This window comes from Tersicoccus phoenicis (genome assembly GCF_001968835.1).
In the GTDB taxonomy this organism is placed as follows: Bacteria; Actinomycetota; Actinomycetes; order Actinomycetales; family Micrococcaceae; genus Tersicoccus; species Tersicoccus phoenicis.
In genome coordinates, this window is record NZ_MRDE01000016.1 from 24,637 (window position 1) to 44,367 (window position 19,731).

The following is a 19,731-nucleotide window of genomic DNA, read 5'->3' on the forward strand; positions in this document are numbered from 1 at the left end:
CGGGTGTGCGATCCGAGGAGGGTGGATCCAGGATACTGGGACGCATGCCACAGACCTTCGCCGCGGACACCGCCGTGGAACTGGCCGTCGTCGAGCGCAGCGGCTTCATCGAGTCCCGGCACGTCGGTGCCGCCGTCGTCGTCGACGCGGAGGGCCAGGTGGTCCTCGAACTGGGGGACGTGCGGGCCCCGATCTTCCCGCGGTCCTCGCTCAAACCCTTCCAGGCGATCGCCTCCATGCAGGCCGGGGTGCCGCTGCGCGGGCCGCAGGTGGCCTTGGCCGCCGCCAGCCACGAGGGCAGCTTCGACCACCTGGACGTGGTCGAGGGCATGCTGACGGCCGCCGGCTGCGCCGAGTCGGACCTGCAGTGCCCACCCGACTGGCCCGCCGACGCGGCGGCCCGCGAGTGGCTGGTGCGCAACGAGCGGGGGAAGACCCGGCTGGCGATGAACTGCTCCGGCAAGCACGCCGCCTTCCTGTGGGCCTGCACCGAGGCCGGCTGGGACACCGAGACCTACCTGGACCCGCGGCACCCCTTCCAGCAGCGGGTGATCAAGGTGATCGAGGAGTACACCCGCGAATCGGTGACGCACGTCGGGGTCGACGGCTGTGGAGCTCCGCTCGCGGCCGTGTCCCTGCACGGACTCGCCCGTGCCTTCTCCTCGCTGGCCCAGGCCCCGGGCGAGGTGATGGCCGACGCCCGGGCCGCGACCGTGTGCACCGCGATGCTGGACTATCCGTGGGCGGTGCAGGGCCACGGCGCCCCGAACACCGTGGTGATGGACGAGCTCGGCGTGCTGGCCAAGGGCGGCGCGGAGGGCGTCATCGCGATGGCCACCCCGTCCGGCGCCGCGGTGGCGCTGAAGATGCTCGACGGCGCGGAACGGGCAACCTCGCTCGTCGCCCTGACCCTGCTCGCCGCGTCCGGGGCCCTCGACGCCGACCGGGTCACCGCGGTGCTGCCGAAGGTGGTGCGCCCGGTGCTCGGCGGCGGCGAGCCGGTGGGCCACGTCAAGCTCGCGGCGCCGGTCACCGCCCTGCTCGACTGATTCGCTTGTCTCGGGCGCCGAACGGGAGCTGACATGGCACGACGACGGATCGAGTGGGCCGACGGGGACGCGGCGCTGAGCCGTTGCGCCGAGGGCGCGACCGACCGCCCGACCGTCGCGACCGCCGTCCGGTACGCCCTGGAGGAACTGACCGCCCGGGCCCCGGGCAACAGCGTGGAGGTCCGGGTGCCGCCCTTCGGCGTCGCCCAGTGCGTGGCCGGTCCCCGGCACACCCGCGGTACCCCGCCGAACGTGATCGAGACCGACGCCGCGACGTTCCTCGGCCTCGTCACCGGGCGCCTCGACTGGCACGGGGCGCGGGAATCCGGCGCCGTCACCGCCTCCGGCACCCGGGCCGACCTGACGGCACTGCTCCCGCTGTGGTCGCGGTTCGCCGCCGGAGACGCGTGAGCGGCCGGGTGGCGCCGCGACTACGCTGGACGGCATGAGTTCCGCCGCGCCACCCCCCGACGCCGACCCGGCCGCCGACCCCGGCCCGGGCGCCTCCGCACCACTGCGACGCCGGGACGCCGAGGTCCCGGAGCAGACGCCCCGACTGGTGGAGTCGGTCGAACGCCGGGAGCTGGCCGTCCGCCGGGCACCCCGGTTCACGCCGTTCCTGCTCGGCGGCGCCGTCCTCGGTTTCGTCGTCGCCGGCGTCCTCGTGTTCGCCCGCCCGGAGGACCCGCAGTACACGCCCGCCGCCGCGTTCGGCTTCTTCGCCATGATCTTCGGGGTCGTCGGCGTCGGCGCCGGCGCCCTGCTCGTGCTCGGCCTGGACCGGCGCAGCCACCGGCGGATCCGGAGAGCGACGGCCGACGAGGTCACCGGGACCATGCGATAATCGACCCGTGGCTCGTCCCGACGGAAGACTCTCGCACGACCTGCTGCCCGGGGAGAAAGGCCCCCAGGACGCCTGCGGCGTCTTCGGGGTCTGGGCCCCGGGCGAGGAGGTCGCCAAACTCTCCTACTTCGGCCTGTACGCCCTCCAGCACCGCGGCCAGGAGTCGGCCGGGATCGCCGCGAGCGACGGCGAGCGGATCAGCGTCTACAAGGACATGGGCCTGGTCTCCCAAGTGTTCGACGAGGCCACCCTCACCACCCTGCGCGGGCACATCGCCGTCGGGCACTGCCGTTACTCCACCACCGGCGCCTCCGTGTGGGCGAACGCCCAACCGACGCTCGGCGCCACCTTCGGCGGCACCGTGGCCCTGGCGCACAACGGCAACCTGACCAACTCCGCGGCGCTGTACGACCTGGTGCGCGAGCGTTACGGGGCCCCACGGTCCGGGGAACTGGCGCAGGGCAACACCACCGACACGGCACTCGTCACCGCGTTGCTGCAGGGTCGACCCGGCGAGGACCTCGAGGCCACCGCGATGGAGATCCTGCCGCAATTGGAGGGTGCCTTCTGCTTCGTCTTCATGGACGAGGGCACCCTCTACGCCGCGCGGGACCGGTACGGGGTCCGCCCGCTGGTCCTGGGTCGGCTGCAGCGCGGCTGGGTGGTCGCCTCCGAGACCTCGGCCCTCGACATCATCGGCGCCTCCCTGGTCCGGGAGATCGAACCCGGGGAGTTCATCGCCGTCGACGAGGGCGGCCTGCGATCCCAGCGGTTCGCGGAACGCGGTGCGGCCGGCTGCGTCTTCGAGTACGTGTACCTGGCCCGGCCGGACACCACCATCGCCGGGCGGAACGTCTACGCCTCCCGCGTGGAGATGGGCCGCCGCCTCGCCGCCGAGCACCCGGTCGAGGCGGATCTCGTCATCCCCACCCCGGAGTCCGGGACGCCGGCCGCCATCGGCTACGCGGAACGGTCCGGGATACCCTTCGGCAACGGCCTGGTGAAGAACGCCTACGTCGGCCGCACGTTCATCCAACCCAGCCAGACGATCCGCCAGCTCGGTATCCGGCTCAAGCTCAACCCCCTCAAGGACGTCGTGCGGGGCAAGCGGATCATCGTCGTCGACGACTCGATCGTGCGGGGAAACACGCAGCGAGCGCTGGTCAGCATGCTCCGCGAGGCGGGCGCCGCGCAGGTGCACGTGCGGATCTCCTCTCCGCCGATCACGTGGCCCTGCTTCTACGGCATCGACTTCGCCTCCCGTGCCGAGCTGATCGCCACCGGCCTCGGGGTGGACGACATCCGCACCTCGATCGGCGCGGACTCCTTGGGCTACATCTCCGAGGAGGGCATGATCGCCGCGACCGAGCAGCCACGGGAGCGACTCTGCACCGCCTGCTTCACCGGGCAGTACCCCATCCCGCTGCCCGCGCCCGACCGGCTGGGCAAGAACCTGCTCGAGCGCCAGGACCCGGGCGGCTGCGAACCCGGTCCGGACGTCGACCTGGAACGGGTGCTGAATCCGGAAGAGCAGCACGCCGCACAGGACACCGCCGCGAGTCTGCGGGCCCGCACATGAGCCGGCCACACCCGGCAGCGGCCACCGAGGAGAGCACCGCGCCCGGCACCGCCGGCAACACCGACGTCAGCGTCGCCCAGGGCATCACCTACGCCAGCGCGGGCGTGGACGTCGAGGCCGGGGATCGCGCTGTCGAACTGATGAAGGACGCCGTCCGCGCCACTCAGGGCCCTCAGGTGCTCGGCGGGGTCGGCGGATTCGCGGGTCTGTACGACGCGAGCGCGCTGACCGGCTACCGGAAGCCGCTGCTGGCCACCTCCACCGACGGGGTGGGCACCAAGGTCGCCATCGCGCAGGCGCTGGACGTGCACCACACCATCGGGTTCGACCTGGTCGGCATGGTGGTCGACGACATCGTCGTGGTCGGCGCGAGACCGCTGTTCATGACCGATTACATCGCGTGCGGCCGGGTCGTGCCCGAGCGGATCGCCGACATCGTCCGCGGCATCGCCGCCGCCTGCGAACAGACGGGAACGGCCCTGGTGGGCGGGGAGACGGCCGAGCATCCCGGCCTGCTGGCGCCGAACGAGTACGACGTCGCCGGTGCGGCGACCGGCGTCGTGGAAGCGGACCGGGTGCTCGGCCCGGACCGGGCCCGCGCCGGCGACGTCGTGATCGGCCTGGGGTCCTCCGGCCTGCACTCGAACGGCTACTCACTGGTCCGCCGCGTGATCAACCACGCGGGCTGGGCGCTCGAGCGGCAGGTCTCCGAACTCGGCCGCACCCTCGGTGAGGAACTGCTCGAACCCACCCGCCTGTACACCGCCGACATCCTCGACCTGGCCGACGCGCTGGGCGACGGCCTGCACGCGGTCAGCCACGTCACCGGTGGCGGGCTCGCCGCCAACCTGGCACGTGTCCTGCCGCGCGGTCTCACGGCGACCGTGGACCGGGCGACCTGGCAGTTGCCACCGGTGTTCGCGCTCGTCGGCCAGCTCGGCGGTGTACCGCAGCCGGACCTGGAACGCACCCTCAACCAGGGAGTGGGCATGGTTGTCGTCGTGGCCGAGGACGTCGCCGACGCCGTGGTTGCTCGGCTGCGCGCGCGTGGGACCGAAGCGTGGGTGATGGGTCACGTGGACGTCGACGCTGACCTGGCCCCGATGTCCGCGCACGATCCGGACGTGGTGCAGGGCGCCAAGGGGGTCGACGGCGGGACCGTGCGGCTGGTCAACCGGTACGCCTGAGCAGCGCGTCTCTCGATCCGGGAGTCTCCGGGCCCACCGGGTGACCCACGGTTCGCCCACATCGGTGAGGTGGTGCGATCAGTCCGCGAGCACGGCGTGACCGACGACGGTGCGCCCCGGCTCAACCGAGGCGGCGGCTCCCGCGGTCGTCGTCGTCGTCGGTGTACCGGTCGACGGAGGAATCATCGTCCTCGGCCGGCTCCGGATATCGGCCGGCAGGGGTATGACCGGGGGAGCCGGCCAGTTCGCGCTGCAGCGCCGAGTAATCGGTCGTGGGACTGTAGTACTTGATGTCCCGCGCCTGCTTGGTGGCTTTCGCCTTCTGACGGCCGCGCCCCATGGCGTGACCCCCTCTGCTCTGTCAGTACTCCGCCGGGCTGGGCACACGCGTGCGGGCCCACGGATGATGTGGTCGATATTTCGTAGCACTAGGGTACATGCTCGGCCGTCCCGGTCGGCACGCCCGAACGCCCGCCCGCCAGGCTCCACCGTCCCGCGAGTCCGGCACTCCCGCCTCCACGGAGCGGGGAGAGGGGCGCCCGTTCGAGCCCGTCACCGTGCCTTCATTCGGGGGTACGGTGACGGCCAGTAGCGGATCGGCTAGGGTGCCAGCACGGAACCGGGCGCTTCCGGTGATCCCGGCGGGGCACCGTCGACCCCCGGCTCGGCGTCCGTGGTGTTCCGTTGGTTCGTCGATATGTCCGTGAATCTGTCCGTCGAATCGTCCGTCGAGAGGTTGATCACCCATGAGCGAAACACCAGGGCAGGACGACGCAATGCCGGGTGGGGCGGATCCGACGCTGGCCACCGGCTCCGTCCCGGAGATCACCGACCCCGACGCTGTGTCCCTGCCCGAGCCGGAGCTCGAGGATGCGGTTCTCTCCGCGGAGGTCGAGGACGAGGACGTCCGTTCGGCCCTCGCGGAGGCGAACGCCGTCGAGGGCGAGGCGCAACGCGCCAGCGACGAAGTCGGCGGGTCGTCGACCTCGGGTCCCGACCTGGACGCCGATCCGTCGTCCGGGCCACGGTAGCCGTGATATGCGCCAGCCGGCACGGGCCCCCTGAGTTCTGTCGGTGGTGTCGGATTCACTGGTGTCATGGAAGGCACGGACGCCTCGACACCCGGTACGGCACCGGGGACCCAGCCGCCTGCCGGTTCCCCGGCTGCCGCCGATCCTCCACCGCCTGCGACCTCGACCACGTGATCGCCTGGGCCCACGGCGGTGATTCGACACCGGCGAACCTGGCCCATTTGTGCCGCAAACACCACGTCCTCAAACACCACTCCGGCTGGACCGTCAGCGCAGCGAGGGACACCGCCAACACCGTCGACACCGACCGCCACGACGGCCACGACCGCCACGACCGCCACGACCGCCACGACCGCCACGACACCGTTGGACCAGAGGAGCGGGAGGCGCTCTCGTCAAGCGTTCTGACCTGGACCTCGCCCGCCGGCCGCCGTTACACGACCCGGCCCGCCGACCCACCACCCTTCTGACGGCCACAGCGCCACACGCGCGCGCGGTCCTGCCGGTCCTGCGGGTTCTGCCGGTCCTGCGGGTCCCACCGGTCCTGCGGGTCCTGCCGGTCCTGCGGGTCCTGCCGGTCCTGCGGGTCCAGGACCGCCCACACCTGAGGACACCGTCGCGGAGTCCCCCACCTGCTCGTAGGCTCGTAGGCTCGACCACGATGCACCGCACACGGACGAAGGGGAGGAACTTGCCATGGAGTACACCCGTCTCGGCACCACCGGCCTGGAGGTCTCACGGATCGCCCTCGGGTGCATGAGTTTCGGCGACCCGGACCGCGGCAGTCATTCCTGGAGCCTGCCGGAGGAACCGAGCCGTGAGTTGATCAAGCAGGCCGTCGACGCCGGCATCACCTTCTTCGATACCGCGAACGTCTATTCCGCGGGCAGCAGCGAGGAGATCGTCGGCCGGGCGCTGGCCGACTTCACGGATCGCGACACCGTCGTGCTGGCCACGAAGGTCAACGGCCGGATGCACGAGGGACCGAACGGCGCCGGCCTCTCCCGCAAGGCGATCATGGCCGAACTCGACGCGAGTCTGCGCCGTCTCGGCACCGACTGGGTCGACCTCTACCAGATCCACCGCTGGGACCCCCACACCCCGATCGAGGAGACCATGGAGGCCCTGCACGACGTCGTGCGCGCCGGGAAGGTGCGTTACCTCGGTGCGTCCTCCATGTGGGCCTGGCAGTTCGCCAAGGCGCAGGAGGTCGCACTCACGAACGGCTGGACCCCGTTCGCCTCGATGCAGGACCACTACAACCTGCTCAACCGTGAGGAGGAACGGGAGATGCTCCCCCTGTGCGCGGATCAGGGCGTCGGTGTCATCCCCTGGAGCCCGCTCGCCCGCGGACGTCTGGCCCGCCCCTGGGACACCGACACCGAACGCTCCGCGACGGACGAGTTCGGCAAACAGCTCTATCCGGAGTCCGACCGGTCGATCGTCGAGACGGTCGGCGTCGTCGCCGACCGGCACGGGGTGTCACGGGCGCAGATCGCCCTTGCCTGGGTGTTGCGCAATCCGGTGGTGACCGCACCCATCGTCGGGGCGACGACGGGACAGCATCTCGACGACGCCGTCGCCGCCCTCGAGGTGAGGTTGAGCGACCAGGACGTCGCAGAACTGGAGGCGCCCTACACTCCGCACGAACCCGCCGGCTTCTGACCGGGCGAGAACGACGGACGTCGTCAGCAGCCGTCCGGGCCGCAGGCCCGGCCGTCGAGGTCGGCCTCGCGATCGGCGTTGCCCTCCGGGGTCACCATGACGAGCGGATTCGCCTCGGTCCACGCCGTCCGCAGAGCCTGGTCGAACAGCTCGACGGGCTGGGCCCCGGAGATGCCGTACTTGCCGTCCAGGACGAAGAACGGCACGCCGGTGATGCCCAGGCTCTGGGCGCGTCGGATGTCGGCGCTCACCGCGTCGCGGAAGCGCCCGGAGTCGAGCGCCGTCGTGATCTCCTCCGCGTCGAGACCGGCGCCGGTGCCGATCCCCACGAGCACCTGGCGGTCACCGATGTCCAGGCCCCGTTCGAAGTGGGCGGAGAGCAGCGACTCCTTGACGTCAGCGGCGACGCCGTGTTCGGCGGCCAGGTGCAGCAGCTGATGGCCCGAAAGGCTGTTGGCGACGACGAGAGCGTCGAAGTCGTAGGCCAACCCCTCCCCCGCGGCCACCTCGGTGACCTGCGCGAACATCTGGGCGACCCGGTCGGCGGGCATACCCTTCCGTTCGCTGAGGTACTCCAGTTCGGTCCCCTCGTAGTGCGCCGGGAGGGCGGGGTCGAGCTGGAAGCTGTGCCAGCTGACGGTCACCGCGTCACGGTGCTCGAAGCGGGCGAGTGCGGACTCGAAGCGACGTTTGCCGATGTAGCACCAGGGGCAGGCGATGTCGGACCAGATGTCGATGTTCACGCAGGCGACAACGGGAAGCGAACCGCCGGCATTCCGGCATCCGTCACTCGAGGTCTCGCCATCGCGCGATCATGGCCTCGACGTCCACGATCGGCGCGACGATCCGGGACTCGCGGCTGAAGCGGGACTCGACCCGGTCGGCCCTGACCCGGTGGTTGAAGTCCTCCAGGTAGGCCCGCACGTCGTCCTCCCGGGTGAACCGGCGCAGTGAGGCCGGGAAGCCGTCCGCCTCCCGCCGCAACTGGATGACCATCGGGGCGAGGGTCGACGTGTCGATCTGCTCGCGCTGCATCCATCGTTTGATCCACCACTGCGGGTCCTCGACGTCGGAGAAGTCCAGTGGTCTACCGGCCAGGGGCAGGTCGTCGAACTCCCCGCGTTCCATGGCCTCCCGGATCCGGCGTTCGGCCAGGCTCTCGAACCGGTCCATCAGGTGCCGCTCTCGGACGTCACTTTCATTCCCCGGGCCGCAGCCATGATGAATCGGCCTCGCTCACCTGGTCGACGGCGCCGCCGGTTGGCGCACGTCGGACGACAGAGCATGCGCCACGATGGCGGTGGTCGGCGTCGATGGCGGACGGCTCCCGAGCGCCGCGAACGTCAGACCCACGCCGTCCTCGATCAGCGCGGCGGACCAGGTCCAGCCGAGCTCGCGTTGCGCCCAGCTGCGCCAAGCCGCACCGCCCCACGATCCGAGCAGGGCACCCGTGACGCCGGCGACGACGGGCAGATCCAGGGTGGCCCGTTCCCGCCGGGCGAGGATCACCGCGCCGCTGCCGCCGGAGACGAGGCGGGCGGCAAGTGCCCCCGGCGCCAGCCGGCTCGGCGTCATCGGCAACTTGTCGCCGACTAGTTCGCCCGCGACCGCCAGGCCCGCGACCGCCCGGCCGACCCGGCGTCCGGCCGAGACGGAGCCGGGATGCGGCGTGTACACCGGACCCGCCACACCCAACGAGCTGCGGATACCGGCGGCGACACCGAGCACCCCGGAGCGCGCGACCAGGGACAGCGAGGGTCGGCCCGCCCGCCGTCGCGCGCGACGCTCGACACGCGCCAGACCGCGGTCGACCGGCCGGCCCGGCTCGGCGGCCCCGAGCGCCGCCCGGGTGGCGATGCCATAGGCCAGGTGGCCCGCGACATCGGTCGCCCAGTCGGTCGAGGACCAGGCGCGGGGGTCGCTGACCCGCAGGGCGGCCATCGGCACGTCGCTCGCGGCCATCGCGGCGGCACCGGTCAGGGCGGCACCGGTGGGGGCAGAGAAGCGCAGGCCGGCCGACCGGGCCGCACTGGCGAGGACACCGATGCCGACGCCCACGGCGATGCCGCCGACGGCGCCCAGCGCACTGCGGCGGTTCTCCCGCTCGGCACCGCGGCCGGGGATGTCGACGTCGAACCGGCGCAGCGCCGCCTGCACGGTCCGACCGGGTGCGTCGCTGGCGGACCGGCCGCGGAGCGCCATGTCGAGGTAGGTGACGGCGTTGAGCGCGGCGGTACCGGCCGCGCCGGCGAGGATGCCGCGGGTCAAGGTGTTCGTCATGACGGCCCTTCCGATCGAGGACGAAGCATGCTGGCCATCCTTGCACCGTCGACGCCGTGAGCACACCCCCTTTCCCGAGGGTGACCAACCGTCAGCTGGAGGGCACCACGGTGCGCACGGTGAGACCGTCCCCTTCGCTGCCGTCCTCGGCGGTCAGCCGTTCGACGCGTACCGTGTCGCCGTCGGCGATCTCCCCGGCCAGGATGCCCCGAGCGAGCCGGTCCCCGATCTCCCGCTGCACCAGCCGGCGCAGGGGCCGGGCCCCGAAGGCGGGATCGAACCCGGTCAGGGCCAGCCACTCCCGGGCGGCGTCGGCGACGTCAAGAGTCAACCGCCGGTCCGTCAACCGGGACGCCAGATCCCGCACCTGCAGGTCCACGATCCGCGACAGTTCCTCGATGGTCAGCGCGTCGAACACGACGATCTCGTCCAGCCGGTTGAGGAACTCGGGCTTGAACGAGGCATTGACCACCCCCATCACCAGGTCGCGCTTCCGCGCGTCGTCGATGGACGGATCCACCAGGAACTGCGAGCCCAGGTTGGAGGTCAGCACGAGGATGACGTTGCGGAAGTCGACCGTGCGGCCCTGACCGTCGGTGAGCCGACCGTCGTCGAGCACCTGCAACAAGATGTCGAACACCTCCGGATGGGCTTTCTCCACCTCGTCGAGCAGGACGACGGAGTACGGCCGGCGGCGCACCGCTTCGGTGAGCTGTCCGCCCTCGTCGTAACCGACGTATCCCGGAGGAGCGCCGACCAGGCGGCTCACGGTGTGCTTCTCGGAGTACTCGCTCATGTCGATGCGCACCATGGCGTGCTCGTCGTCGAAGAGGAAGTCCGCCAGCGACTTGGCCAGCTCGGTCTTGCCGACGCCGGTGGGTCCGAGGAACAGGAACGAGCCGGTGGGCCGGTCCGGGTCGCTGATCCCGGCCCGGGCACGCCGCACCGCGTCGGAGACGGACGCCACGGCCTGCCGCTGACCGATCAGCCGCTCACCGAGGAACTGCTCCATGTGCAGCAGCTTCTGCGACTCGCCCTGCAGCATCCGGCCGGCCGGGATGCCGGTCCAGGCCGAGACCACCTCGGCGATGTCGTCCGCGGTGACCTCCTCGCTGACCAGCAGCGTCGTCGTCCCGAGGTCGACCCGCTGGGCCTCGGCGTCGGCGGCCTGGAGTTCGCGTTCCACGGTGGGAATCTCGCCGTAGAGGATGCGGGAGGCCTCCGCCAGGTCGCCCTCGCGCTGCGCCTTCTCCGCCGTCGAGCGCAGGGCGTCGATCCGGGCGCGCAGGTCACCGGACCGGTTCAGGGACGACTTCTCGGCCTCCCACCGGGAGTTCAGCCCGTCCAGTTGCTCCTGCTTGTCGGCCTTCTCCTCCCGCAGCGCGGCCAGCCGTTCCACCGAGGAGGCGTCGGTCTCGTTCTGCAGGGCGAGCTCCTCCATGGTCAGCCGGTCGACGGCGCGCCGCAGTGTGTCGATCTCCTCCGGCGCGGAGTCGATCTCCATCCGCAGCCGGGACGCGGCCTCGTCGACGAGGTCGATCGCCTTGTCCGGCAACTGCCGACCGGAGATGTACCGGTGGGACAGGGACGCGGCGGCCACCAGCGCGGCATCGGCGATGGCCACCTTGTGGTGCGCCTCGTAGCGTTCCTTCAGCCCGCGGAGGATGGCGATGGTGTCGTCCACGCTCGGCTCGCCCACGTACACCTGCTGGAACCGGCGTTCCAGTGCCGGGTCCTTCTCGATGTTCTGGCGGTACTCGTCCAGGGTGGTGGCGCCGATCAGCCGCAGCTCGCCGCGAGCCAGCATGGGCTTGAGCATGTTGCCGGCGTCCATCGCGCCCTCGGACGCACCGGCGCCGACGACGGTGTGCAGCTCGTCGATGAAGGTGACGACCTGGCCCTCGGCGTTCTTGATCTCCTCGAGCACCGCCTTGAGCCGCTCTTCGAATTCGCCGCGGTACTTGGCGCCGGCGATCATCGCGCCGAGATCGAGACTGATCAGGGTCTTGCCGCGCAGGGACTCGGGCACGTCGCCGGCGACGATGCGCTGGGCCAGACCCTCGACGACGGCCGTCTTGCCGACGCCGGGCTCGCCGATCAGCACCGGGTTGTTCTTGGTGCGGCGGGAGAGCACCTGCACGACGCGGCGGATCTCGGCGTCCCGGCCGATCACCGGGTCGAGCTTGCCCGCGCGGGCGACGGCGGTCAGATCGGTGCCGTACTTCTCCAACGACGCGAACGTGGCCTCGGGATCGGGACTGTCGACCTTCCGGCCACCACGCACGGACGGGATCGCCGCACGCAGCGAGTCCGGGGTGGCGCCCGCCTCGCGCAGCAGGGTGCCGGCGGCGCCCTGGTCGGCGGCGACGCCGAGCAGCAGGTGCTCGGTGGAGACGTACTCGTCACCGAGCCGCTCGGCCTCGGTCTGCGCGGCCTGCACGACGGCCAGACCGGCACGGGAGAGCTGCGCCTGCTGGACCGAGGACCCGGACGACGCCGGCAGTGCGCGCAACGCCGCGGCGGTCTTCGGCAGGAGCACTGCAGGATCGATATCGGCGCCGCGGAGTACCGCCACGGCAACGCCGTCGGTCTGCTCGAGCAGGGCCGAGAGCAGGTGCAGCGGCTCGACCTGCGGGTTGCCGGCGGTCGACGCGGCCGTCACGCCGGCCGACAGCGCTTCCTGGCTGCGAGTGGTGAATCGGGGGCTCACCGGAGTCCTTTCGACGAGAGGGGTGCAGAGAACTCAAACTTGAGTCTAATCAACTCAATTCGGGGAGGGAAGTGGACATTCCCGGCCGGCCGTGCCCGCACCTCGCTTTACGTCGCGGCGTCAGTGCAAGGGACCGACGACCGCCTCGACCGTGCGCACGAGCTGGCCCGAGGCGAGGTAGTCGTCGAGGTCGGCGATGTCCGGGGCCAGGAAGCGGTCGGGGCCCGGGGTCCCGATGCGGGCGGTGACGTCCGCCAGCACCGCCGCTCCCGCCGGACCGGGTTGCAGGGGGCTGCGCAGCGCGATCGCCCGGGTGGCGGTCAGCAGCTCGACGGCGAGCACCCGCCGGAGGTTGCCCACCCCCTGGCGCAGCTTCCGCGCCGCGTGCCAGCCCATCGAGACGTGGTCTTCCTGCATCGCGGAACTGGGGATCGAGTCCACGGACGCCGGCACCGCCAGCCGCTTCAGCTCCGAGACCAGTCCCGCCTGCGTGTACTGGGCGATCATCAGCCCCGAGTCGGTGCCGGGGTCCTCGGCCAGGAACGGCGGCAGACCGTGGGACCGGGCGGGGTCGAGCATCCGGTCGGTGCGGCGTTCGGCCATGGACGCCAGATCGGCGACGGGGATGGCCAGGAAGTCCAGGACGTAGGCGACCGGAGCGCCGTGGAAGTTGCCGTTGGAGGAAATGGTGCCGTCGTCGAGCACCACCGGGTTGTCGATCGCGGCGGCGAGCTCCCGGTCGGCGACCTGCGTCGCGTGGGCCGCGGTGTCCCGCGCGGCCCCGGCGACCTGCGGGGCGCACCGCAGCGAGTAGGCGTCCTGGACCCGGTCGTCCCCGTGCCGGTGGGATGCGACGATGGGCGAGTCGGCGAGCACGGCGAGCATGTTGGCGGCCGCGTCGACCTGACCGGGGTGGGGCCGCAGCGGCTCGTGCAGTTCCGGCACGAAGACGCGGTCGGTGCCGAGCAGCCCCTCCACCGAGAGCGCGGCGGTGATGTCGGCGACGGTGAACAGCTCCCTCAGGTCCGCGAGCGCGAGGATCAGCTGCCCGAGCATGCCGTCCGTGCCGTTGATCAGGGCGAGCCCCTCCTTCTCGGTCAGAGTGACGGGGGCGATGCCGGCCTCGGCGAGTAACTCGGGAACGGGACGCTCGACGCCCTCGGGCCCGGTGGCGCGGCCCTCCCCCATCAGCACGAGCGCGCAGTGTGCCAGCGGGGCGAGGTCGCCCGAGCAGCCCAGCGAGCCGAACTCGTGCACCACCGGGGTGATCCCCGCGTTGAGCACATCGAGTAGGGTCTGCAGGGTTTGCGGCCGGATGCCTGTCCGACCCGACGCCAGGGTCTTGGCGCGCAGGAACATCAGGGCGCGGACCACCTCGCGCTCGACGGCGGGACCGGCACCGGCCGCGTGCGAGCGAATCAGCGACTTCTGCAACCGGGTGCGCTTCTGCGGCGGGATCGGGGTGTTCGCGAGGGCGCCGAAGCCGGTGGAGATCCCGTAGACCGGGGTGTCGGATGCGGCGAGCGCGTCGATGTGCGCCCGGACGCGGCTCACCCGCTCGCGCGCCTCCGGGGCGAGCTCGACCCGGGCGTCGTGCCGGGCGACGGCGATCACGTCCGCGGTCGTGGTCCCGGACGTCGACAGGGTGACGGGAGCCGCCCGATCGGTGGCAAAGACGGTGGTGGTGGCGGTCACGGAATTCCTCCTGGGATGACGAACTGACGGGGTGGTGGGATGACGGGCTGACGAGGGTGTGGGGTCGTGAATCGGGAGCTCAGGGGCGGCCGACGGGCCGGACGAGCTGCTCGCCGCGTCGCCAGACGGCCCAGGTCAGCGGCATTCCGGGGCGGTAGGCCAGGTGCACGGCCGACGGCGCGTCGAGCACGTGCAGGTCGGCGCGGGTGTCCACGGCCAGGCGCCCGATTGCGGGCCGGTCGGCGGTGCCGATGTCGCGTCGAAGGGCCCGGGCGCCGCCCAGGGTGGCCGCCTCGACCGCCTCGGCGACCGACAAGCCCATCTGCAGCACGGCGGTGGCGACGCAGAAGTTCATGGAGGTGGTCCAGCTGGTGCCGGGGTTGGCGTTGGAGGCGATGGCGACCGTGGCCCCGGCGTCGAGCAGCTGCCGGGCCGGGGCCAGCGGGGCGCGGGTGGACAGGTCGCACGCCGGCAGCACCGTTGCCACGGTCGCGGACCCGGCGAGTGCCTCGACGTCGTCGTCGGTGAGGTGGTTGACGTGGTCCACCGAGGCGGCACGGAGTTCGACGGCCAGGGCGACGCCGCCGCCGGGGCCCAGCTGGTTGCCGTGCACCCGCAGCCCGAGCCCGGCGTCCCGGCAGGCGGTCAGCACGCGGCGGGACTGCTCGACCGTGAAGGCCCCGCGTTCGCAGAACACGTCGGCCCAGCGCACGTGGGGAGCGACCGCGGAGAGCATCGAACCGCACACCAGCTCGACGTAGTCGTCCGGGTCGAGGCCGTCCGGCACCAGGTGCGCCCCGAGGAACGTGACGTCCTCGACGTGGGCGGCGGCGATCCTGGCGCTGCGGGCCTCGTCCCGGACCGTCAGCCCGTAGCCGGTCTTGGTCTCCAGACTCGTGGTGCCGCCGGCCAGTGCCTCCCGCACCCGAGCGGCGACGAGGGTGTCGAGCCGCGCGTCGTCGGCGGCGCGGGTCGCGTCGGCGGTGACGGCGATGCCCCCGGCCTCGTACGCCTGGCCCGCCATCCGGGCGGCGAACTCCGGGGCCCGGTCCCCGTCGAAGACCAGGTGGGTGTGCGAGTCGACCCAGCCGGGCAGCACCGCGCGGCCGCCGACGTCGACGGCGCGGTCCGCCGCCGGCGCGCGTGACGCGGGCCCGGCCCAGGCGATCCGCTCACCTTCGATCACGACCGCCGCGTCGGGAATGGTGCCGAGCTCCTCGTCCACGGTGGTCAGCTCCGCGATGCCGGTGATCAGTACGGACCCCCGGTCGGAGAGGCTCATTCCCGGTTCCGCATGGGGATGACGATCCCGCGCTCGTCGGCCACCTCGAGCGCCCGGACGTAGCCGGCGTCGGCGTGCCGGATGACGCCCATGCCGGGGTCGTTGGTGAGCAGCCGTTCGAGCTTCTGCGCGGCCAGCGGCGTGCCGTCGGCGACGCCGACCTGACCGGCGTGCTGGGAGCGGCCGATGCCGACGCCGCCACCGTGGTGGATGGACACCCAGGTGGCACCCGAGGAGGCGGCGGTCAATGCGTTCAGCAGCGGCCAGTCGGCGATCGCGTCGGACCCGTCGGCCATCGCTTCGGTCTCGCGGTACGGGGAGGCGACGGAGCCCGAGTCCAGGTGGTCCCGCCCGATCGCGATCGGCGCGGAGATGGTCCCGTCGGCCACGAGCTCGTTGAACCGCAGCGCCGCGCGGTGCCGTTCACCGTAGCCGAGCCAGCAGATCCGCGCCGGCAGGCCCTCGAACTCGACGCGCTCGGCGGCGGCGTCGAGCCACCGGTGCAGGTGTTCGTTCTCGGGGAACAGCTCCTTGATCGCCGCGTCGGTCACCTCGATGTCGTGCGGGTCCCCGGAGAGCGCCACCCAGCGGAACGGCCCGAGACCCTCGCAGAACAGCGGCCGGATGTAGGCCGGTACGAAGCCGGGGAAGTCGAACGCGCGGCCGTACCCGGCCAGCCGCGCCTCGTCGCGGATCGAGTTGCCGTAGTCGAACACCTCGGCACCCGCGTCGCGGAATCCCACCATGGCCGTGACCTGGGTGGCCATCGACTCGCGGGCCTTCTTCGTGAACCCTTCGGGGTCGGCGGCGGCCTCCGCCTGCCACGCGTCGACGGTGTACTCGGTCGGCAGGTAGGAGAGCGGGTCGTGCGCGGAGGTCTGGTCGGTGACGACGTCGACGGTCAGCTCGCCGGCCCGGTGCCGGCGCAGCAGCTCGGGGAAGACAGTGGCGGCGTTGCCGACGTACCCGACCGAGACGGCCCGCCGCTCGGCCCTGGCCGCGGTCACCTTGGCGATCGCCGTCTCCAGATCCGTTTCGACCTCGTCGAGGTACCGCTTGGCCTGGCGGCGGCGCAGCCGGCTCTCATCGACGTCGACCACCAGGCACACCCCGCCGTTGAGGGTCACGGCCAGCGGTTGGGCGCCGCCCATCCCGCCGCAGCCACCGGTGAGGGTGAGGGTCCCGGCGAGGGTGGGCTCGGCGAGCCGTCCGTCCTGGTGCATCACCTTCGCGACGGCGTGGAAGGTCTCGAAGGTGCCCTGCAGGATGCCCTGGGTGGCGATGTAGATCCACGAGCCGGCGGTCATCTGGCCGTACATGGTCAGGCCCTCGGCCTCGAGCCGGCGGAACTCGGGCCAGGTGGCCCAGTCGCCGACGAGGTTGGAATTGGCGATCAGTACCCGCGGCGCCCACACGTGGGTGCGGAACACGCCCACGGGCTTGCCGGACTGCACGAGCAGTGTCTCGTCGTCCGCCAGATCGCGCAGGGTCTCCACGATGGCGTCGAAGGCGGCCCAGCTGCGGGCCGCGCGGCCGGTGCCACCGTAGACGACCAGGTCGTCCGGCCGCTCGGCGACCTCCGGGTCGAGGTTGTTCATCAGCATGCGCAGCGGTGCCTCGGTCTGCCAGCTCCGGGCGCTGAGCTCGGTGCCGCGGGGGGCGCGGACGGGTCGGGCTCCGGGCAGGGCCATGGTCGTTCTCCTGTCGGGTCGAGCGGGTCAAGCGCACGGGCCGGTGACGCGGATCGGGTCGGTGAGGCCGTGACGGGCCCGCGACTGCCTCCATGGCACCACGTCGGGCCTGCCCTGTGCGGCCGTCCCGACACCATCTGTCCGGGATCCCAGACACGGGCGGCACGTGCTCAATCCGACCGCGGAACCCCGTACAGCCGGGCCGCCAACGCGTCGGCGGTCCGCCGCAGGTGCACGACGAGACCACGGCGGCGTTCCTCGTCGATCCGATGAGAGAGAAACGTGACGGCGAGACCGGCCACCGGCAGGCCGCGATGATCGTGGGCGGCGACGGCGACGGACGCGAAGTCCGGAGTGACGTCGCCCTCCTCGACAGCCCAGCCCCGCACCCGAGTGCGTTCCAGCTCGGCGCGAAGCCGGCTCGGACTGGTGATCCCGGTGCGCTCGTCGCGGTCGGTGCGCCGGGAGCTGAACGCGGCCCGGTTCGGGTACAGGGCCCGGACCTGGGCGGGGGCCAGGTCGGCGAGCATCGATCGTCCACTCGCGGTCAGGTGCGCGGGGATGCGCACCCCCACCTCCGTGACCAGGGACGGGCGGCCCGGTGCGCGCTCCTCCACGACGTACACGACGTCGCGCCCGTGCAACAGCGCCAGGTGGGCGCTCTCCCCCACCGTGTCCACGAGAGCGTGCAGCAGCGGAGCGCCGAGACGCGCCATGGGGTCCTGCCGCACCCAGGCCGACGACAACTCGAACGCCGCGATGCCGAGGCCGTAGAGCCGCTCCTCCGGTAAATGGGTCACGAAGCCCTCGGCCGTCATCACCGCGAGCAGGTGGTACACCGACGAACGGGGCAGCTCGAGCGCCGTGGCGATCGACGCGGCGGTGACTGGTCCCCGGCGCGTTGCCAGGAAGCGGAGCAGGCGCAGCGTGTTCGTCGCCGCCGGGACCTTGGAGCCCATGGTCGTTCCTCCTCCGATGCCATATCTGGGATCCCAGACATTACCGGCTCCGCCGGCGGTCGTGGCGCCGGCCCGACGACGGCAGAATCGCAGCATGACCTCCGACCCGTCCCCCGCCGCGGCGCCGGCGTCCTTCGCGTGGAGCGGGCGCACCGACGGTCCCGGCCCCGAGCACCGTCGCTGGCACCAGGCGGTTTGCACGGCGGAGACCGGCGCCGGCGACGGACGTGGCGGTGTCACGCTCATCGGCTTCGCCAGCGACGAGGGGGTGCGGCGCAACCACGGGCGGCCCGGTGCGGTCGAGGGGCCGGATGCCCTGCGGCGGGCCCTCGCCCCACTGGCCGTGCACACCGAGCTGCCGATCGTCGACACGGGCACGGTGACGGTCGACGGCCCCGATCTGGAGGGCGGTCAGGACCGGCTCGGTGACCGGGTCGCGGAGGCTGTGGACCAGCACGACCTCGTCGTGGTGCTCGGCGGCGGCCATGAGACCGCCTGGGGCAGCTATCTCGGGCGGAGGCGAAGCACCCGCCTGGGTGGCGCCGGGCAGCGGGGCCGGCGGGTCGGCGTGCTCAATCTCGACGCCCACTTCGACCTGCGCACCGCGGCCGCCCCGTCGTCGGGCACCCCGTTCCGGCAGATGGCCGACGCCGACCGGGCCGACGGCCGCGACTTCCGCTACACCGTGCTGGGGATCAGCGAACCGTCCAACACCCGCGCCCTGTTCGACGCGGCGGCGGAGCTGGACGTGCGGTACCTGACCGATGAACAGTGCACGCCCACGAACCTGACCGCGGTCCTGGCGGCCGTCGACGCCCTGCTCGCCGACGTCGACGCCCTGCACCTGAGCATCGACCTGGACGTGCTCCCGGCCGCTGTCGCCCCCGGCGTCAGCGCGCCCGCCGGCTACGGGGTGCCCCTCGAGGTCGTCCACGCCGTCTGCCGGCACGTGGCCGCGAGCGGAAAGCTGGCCCTGGTCGACGTCGTCGAACTGGCACCCCGGCTGGACGTCGACCAGCGGACCGCGCGCACGGGCGCCCGGCTGATCACGACCCTCGTTCACGAGGCCGCCGCCGCGGCTCGAGCCGATGGAGGTCGGTAGACGTCGACTGGAGCACCCCAGATCATCAGCACTATGATGGACGGGCACAGCGGCACGTCGGTGCCGATCGGGAGTCGATGGTGAGGAGAACAGTCCGAGCATGGCAACGAACGATGCGACATTCACGGTTCCAGGCCTGAGCGTGGAGGACGGACACCGGGTGGGCGATCTGCTGCAGATCCGTCTGCACGCCCTCAACGACCTGCAGTTGACCCTCAAGCACGCGCACTGGAACGTCATCGGGCGCGACTTCATCGGGGTGCACGAGATGCTGGACCCTCAGATCGAACTGGTCCGCGGCTTCGTCGACGACCTCGCCGAGCGAATGGCCGCACTCGGAGTGCCGCCCAACGGCCTGCCCGGGGACCTGGTGGCCCGCCGCACCTGGCAGGACTACTCGATCGGCCGCGCCAGCACGGTCGAGCACCTCGCCGCGCTGGACCTCGTCTACAACGGGGTGATCGAGGACCACCGCAAGGACATCGCGATCCTCGACGACCTGGACCTGGTCACCCAGGACATGCTGATCGGCCAGGTGCAGGCGCTGGAGAAGTTCCAGTGGTTCATCCGCGCCCACCTGGAGAACACGGGCGGCGGCCTGCGACACGAGGGTGCGACGTCCGAGAAGGAAGCCGCGGCCAAGGCCTGACCGGTCCG

The 19,731-nt window shown here is 71.9% G+C and carries 20 protein-coding genes; 10 read left to right on the forward strand and 10 right to left on the reverse strand.

The annotated features are described in order from the left end of the window. Window positions 1-44: 44 nt before the first annotated feature. From BKD30_RS02685 to purM, 5 genes are read left to right on the forward strand one after another with little or no spacing between them, the layout of a single operon-like run. Entirely contained in the window at window positions 45-1,049 is a 1,005-nt protein-coding gene (locus BKD30_RS02685; RefSeq protein WP_076701611.1) for an asparaginase, read from the forward strand. Between the two features lie 33 nt (window positions 1,050-1,082). Next, window positions 1,083-1,460 (forward strand): sterol carrier family protein, encoded by a 378-nt coding sequence (locus BKD30_RS02690; RefSeq protein ID WP_076701614.1) that lies wholly within the window; start codon window positions 1,083-1,085, stop codon window positions 1,458-1,460. Window positions 1,461-1,494: 34 nt separating this feature from the next. Beyond that, entirely contained in the window at window positions 1,495-1,893 is a 399-nt protein-coding gene (locus BKD30_RS02695; RefSeq protein ID WP_235861340.1) for a hypothetical protein, read from the forward strand. Between the two features lie 7 nt (window positions 1,894-1,900). Beyond that, window positions 1,901-3,472, forward strand: coding sequence for an amidophosphoribosyltransferase (gene purF, locus BKD30_RS02700; RefSeq protein ID WP_076701616.1), 1,572 nt, complete (start codon window positions 1,901-1,903; stop codon window positions 3,470-3,472). Beyond that, window positions 3,469-4,659 (forward strand): phosphoribosylformylglycinamidine cyclo-ligase, encoded by a 1,191-nt coding sequence (gene purM / locus BKD30_RS02705; protein ID WP_076701619.1) that lies wholly within the window; start codon window positions 3,469-3,471, stop codon window positions 4,657-4,659. Before purF ends, purM begins: the two co-directional genes overlap by 4 nt. A gap of 121 nt (window positions 4,660-4,780) precedes the next feature. Here purM and BKD30_RS02710 read toward each other — a convergent pair whose 3' ends face one another. After that, window positions 4,781-4,999 carry a DUF3073 domain-containing protein gene (locus BKD30_RS02710; RefSeq protein WP_076701622.1) on the reverse strand — a complete coding sequence of 73 codons (219 nt, stop codon included), beginning with the start codon at window positions 4,997-4,999 and terminating at the stop codon, window positions 4,781-4,783. Window positions 5,000-5,405: 406 nt separating this feature from the next. On the opposite strand from BKD30_RS02710, the gene BKD30_RS16605 reads away from it, so the two are divergent. Beyond that, entirely contained in the window at window positions 5,406-5,690 is a 285-nt protein-coding gene (locus BKD30_RS16605; RefSeq protein ID WP_143588025.1) for a hypothetical protein, read from the forward strand. Between the two features lie 2 nt (window positions 5,691-5,692). Then, the gene (locus BKD30_RS16820; RefSeq protein ID WP_143588026.1) at window positions 5,693-6,160 is read left to right on the forward strand and encodes an HNH endonuclease signature motif containing protein; all 468 of its coding nucleotides are present in this window, start codon (window positions 5,693-5,695) and stop codon (window positions 6,158-6,160) included. On the opposite strand, the gene BKD30_RS16275 is transcribed toward BKD30_RS16820, so the two are convergent. Then, a complete protein-coding gene (locus tag BKD30_RS16275; protein ID WP_173893009.1) occupies window positions 6,124-6,294 on the reverse strand; it encodes a hypothetical protein in 171 nt (56 codons plus the stop codon). The two genes, BKD30_RS16820 and BKD30_RS16275, sit on opposite strands and share 37 nt — an antisense overlap. A 92-nt stretch (window positions 6,295-6,386) precedes the next feature. Between BKD30_RS16275 and BKD30_RS02730 the strand changes: the two genes are divergently transcribed. Then, window positions 6,387-7,355 (forward strand): aldo/keto reductase, encoded by a 969-nt coding sequence (locus BKD30_RS02730; protein WP_076701632.1) that lies wholly within the window; start codon window positions 6,387-6,389, stop codon window positions 7,353-7,355. A gap of 23 nt (window positions 7,356-7,378) precedes the next feature. Here BKD30_RS02730 and BKD30_RS02735 read toward each other — a convergent pair whose 3' ends face one another. The 8 genes from BKD30_RS02735 to BKD30_RS02770 form a co-directional block, all read right to left on the reverse strand. Next, complete coding sequence (locus BKD30_RS02735) at window positions 7,379-8,098, reverse strand: DsbA family oxidoreductase (protein WP_076701635.1); 720 nt, start codon at window positions 8,096-8,098, stop codon at window positions 7,379-7,381. A 43-nt stretch (window positions 8,099-8,141) separates the two neighbouring features. Next, window positions 8,142-8,528, reverse strand: coding sequence for a DnaJ family domain-containing protein (locus BKD30_RS02740; protein WP_076701638.1), 387 nt, complete (start codon window positions 8,526-8,528; stop codon window positions 8,142-8,144). A 63-nt stretch (window positions 8,529-8,591) separates the two neighbouring features. Beyond that, on the reverse strand, window positions 8,592-9,635 hold the full coding sequence (locus BKD30_RS16330) for a hypothetical protein (RefSeq protein ID WP_076701640.1): 1,044 nt from the start codon (window positions 9,633-9,635) through the stop codon (window positions 8,592-8,594). A 91-nt stretch (window positions 9,636-9,726) separates the two neighbouring features. Beyond that, window positions 9,727-12,345, reverse strand: a complete 2,619-nt coding sequence (clpB, locus tag BKD30_RS02750; protein ID WP_076701643.1) for an ATP-dependent chaperone ClpB — start codon at window positions 12,343-12,345, stop codon at window positions 9,727-9,729. Window positions 12,346-12,465: 120 nt separating this feature from the next. Then, window positions 12,466-14,040 (reverse strand): histidine ammonia-lyase, encoded by a 1,575-nt coding sequence (hutH, locus tag BKD30_RS02755; protein WP_076701646.1) that lies wholly within the window; start codon window positions 14,038-14,040, stop codon window positions 12,466-12,468. 79 nt (window positions 14,041-14,119) lie between these two features. Beyond that, complete coding sequence (gene hutI, locus BKD30_RS02760) at window positions 14,120-15,322, reverse strand: imidazolonepropionase (RefSeq protein WP_076701648.1); 1,203 nt, start codon at window positions 15,320-15,322, stop codon at window positions 14,120-14,122. Next, the gene (locus BKD30_RS02765) at window positions 15,319-17,013 is read right to left on the reverse strand and encodes a urocanate hydratase (protein WP_076701651.1); all 1,695 of its coding nucleotides are present in this window, start codon (window positions 17,011-17,013) and stop codon (window positions 15,319-15,321) included. Before BKD30_RS02765 ends, hutI begins: the two co-directional genes overlap by 4 nt. A gap of 170 nt (window positions 17,014-17,183) precedes the next feature. Then, entirely contained in the window at window positions 17,184-17,972 is a 789-nt protein-coding gene (locus BKD30_RS02770) for an IclR family transcriptional regulator (RefSeq protein WP_076701653.1), read from the reverse strand. A gap of 94 nt (window positions 17,973-18,066) precedes the next feature. Here BKD30_RS02770 and hutG point away from each other — a divergent pair, with 94 nt between their 5' ends. Together hutG and BKD30_RS02780 are read left to right on the forward strand one after the other, a co-directional pair. Further along, entirely contained in the window at window positions 18,067-19,074 is a 1,008-nt protein-coding gene (hutG, locus tag BKD30_RS02775) for a formimidoylglutamase (RefSeq protein ID WP_076701656.1), read from the forward strand. A gap of 100 nt (window positions 19,075-19,174) precedes the next feature. Next, on the forward strand, window positions 19,175-19,723 hold the full coding sequence (locus tag BKD30_RS02780) for a Dps family protein (RefSeq protein WP_076701657.1): 549 nt from the start codon (window positions 19,175-19,177) through the stop codon (window positions 19,721-19,723). Window positions 19,724-19,731: the final 8 nt, after the last annotated feature.

Bases quoted from the DNA above. Each gene is read 5' to 3' on its own strand.
- BKD30_RS02695 (WP_235861340.1), top strand. From the start codon at position 1,495: ATGAGTTCCGCCGCGCCACCCCCCGACGCCGACCCGGCCGCCGACCCC.
- BKD30_RS02690 (WP_076701614.1), top strand. From the start codon at position 1,083: ATGGCACGACGACGGATCGAGTGGGCCGACGGGGACGCGGCGCTGAGC.
- BKD30_RS02730 (WP_076701632.1), top strand. From the start codon at position 6,387: ATGGAGTACACCCGTCTCGGCACCACCGGCCTGGAGGTCTCACGGATC.
- BKD30_RS02770 (WP_076701653.1), bottom strand. From the start codon at position 17,972: ATGGGCTCCAAGGTCCCGGCGGCGACGAACACGCTGCGCCTGCTCCGC.
- hutI (WP_076701648.1), bottom strand. From the start codon at position 15,322: ATGAGCCTCTCCGACCGGGGGTCCGTACTGATCACCGGCATCGCGGAG.
- BKD30_RS02780 (WP_076701657.1), top strand. From the start codon at position 19,175: ATGGCAACGAACGATGCGACATTCACGGTTCCAGGCCTGAGCGTGGAG.
- BKD30_RS16330 (WP_076701640.1), bottom strand. From the start codon at position 9,635: ATGACGAACACCTTGACCCGCGGCATCCTCGCCGGCGCGGCCGGTACC.
- purM (WP_076701619.1), top strand. From the start codon at position 3,469: ATGAGCCGGCCACACCCGGCAGCGGCCACCGAGGAGAGCACCGCGCCC.
- hutG (WP_076701656.1), top strand. From the start codon at position 18,067: ATGACCTCCGACCCGTCCCCCGCCGCGGCGCCGGCGTCCTTCGCGTGG.
- BKD30_RS02740 (WP_076701638.1), bottom strand. From the start codon at position 8,528: ATGGACCGGTTCGAGAGCCTGGCCGAACGCCGGATCCGGGAGGCCATG.
- BKD30_RS02765 (WP_076701651.1), bottom strand. From the start codon at position 17,013: ATGGCCCTGCCCGGAGCCCGACCCGTCCGCGCCCCCCGCGGCACCGAG.
- BKD30_RS02685 (WP_076701611.1), top strand. From the start codon at position 45: ATGCCACAGACCTTCGCCGCGGACACCGCCGTGGAACTGGCCGTCGTC.
- BKD30_RS16605 (WP_143588025.1), top strand. From the start codon at position 5,406: ATGAGCGAAACACCAGGGCAGGACGACGCAATGCCGGGTGGGGCGGAT.
- BKD30_RS02710 (WP_076701622.1), bottom strand. From the start codon at position 4,999: ATGGGGCGCGGCCGTCAGAAGGCGAAAGCCACCAAGCAGGCGCGGGAC.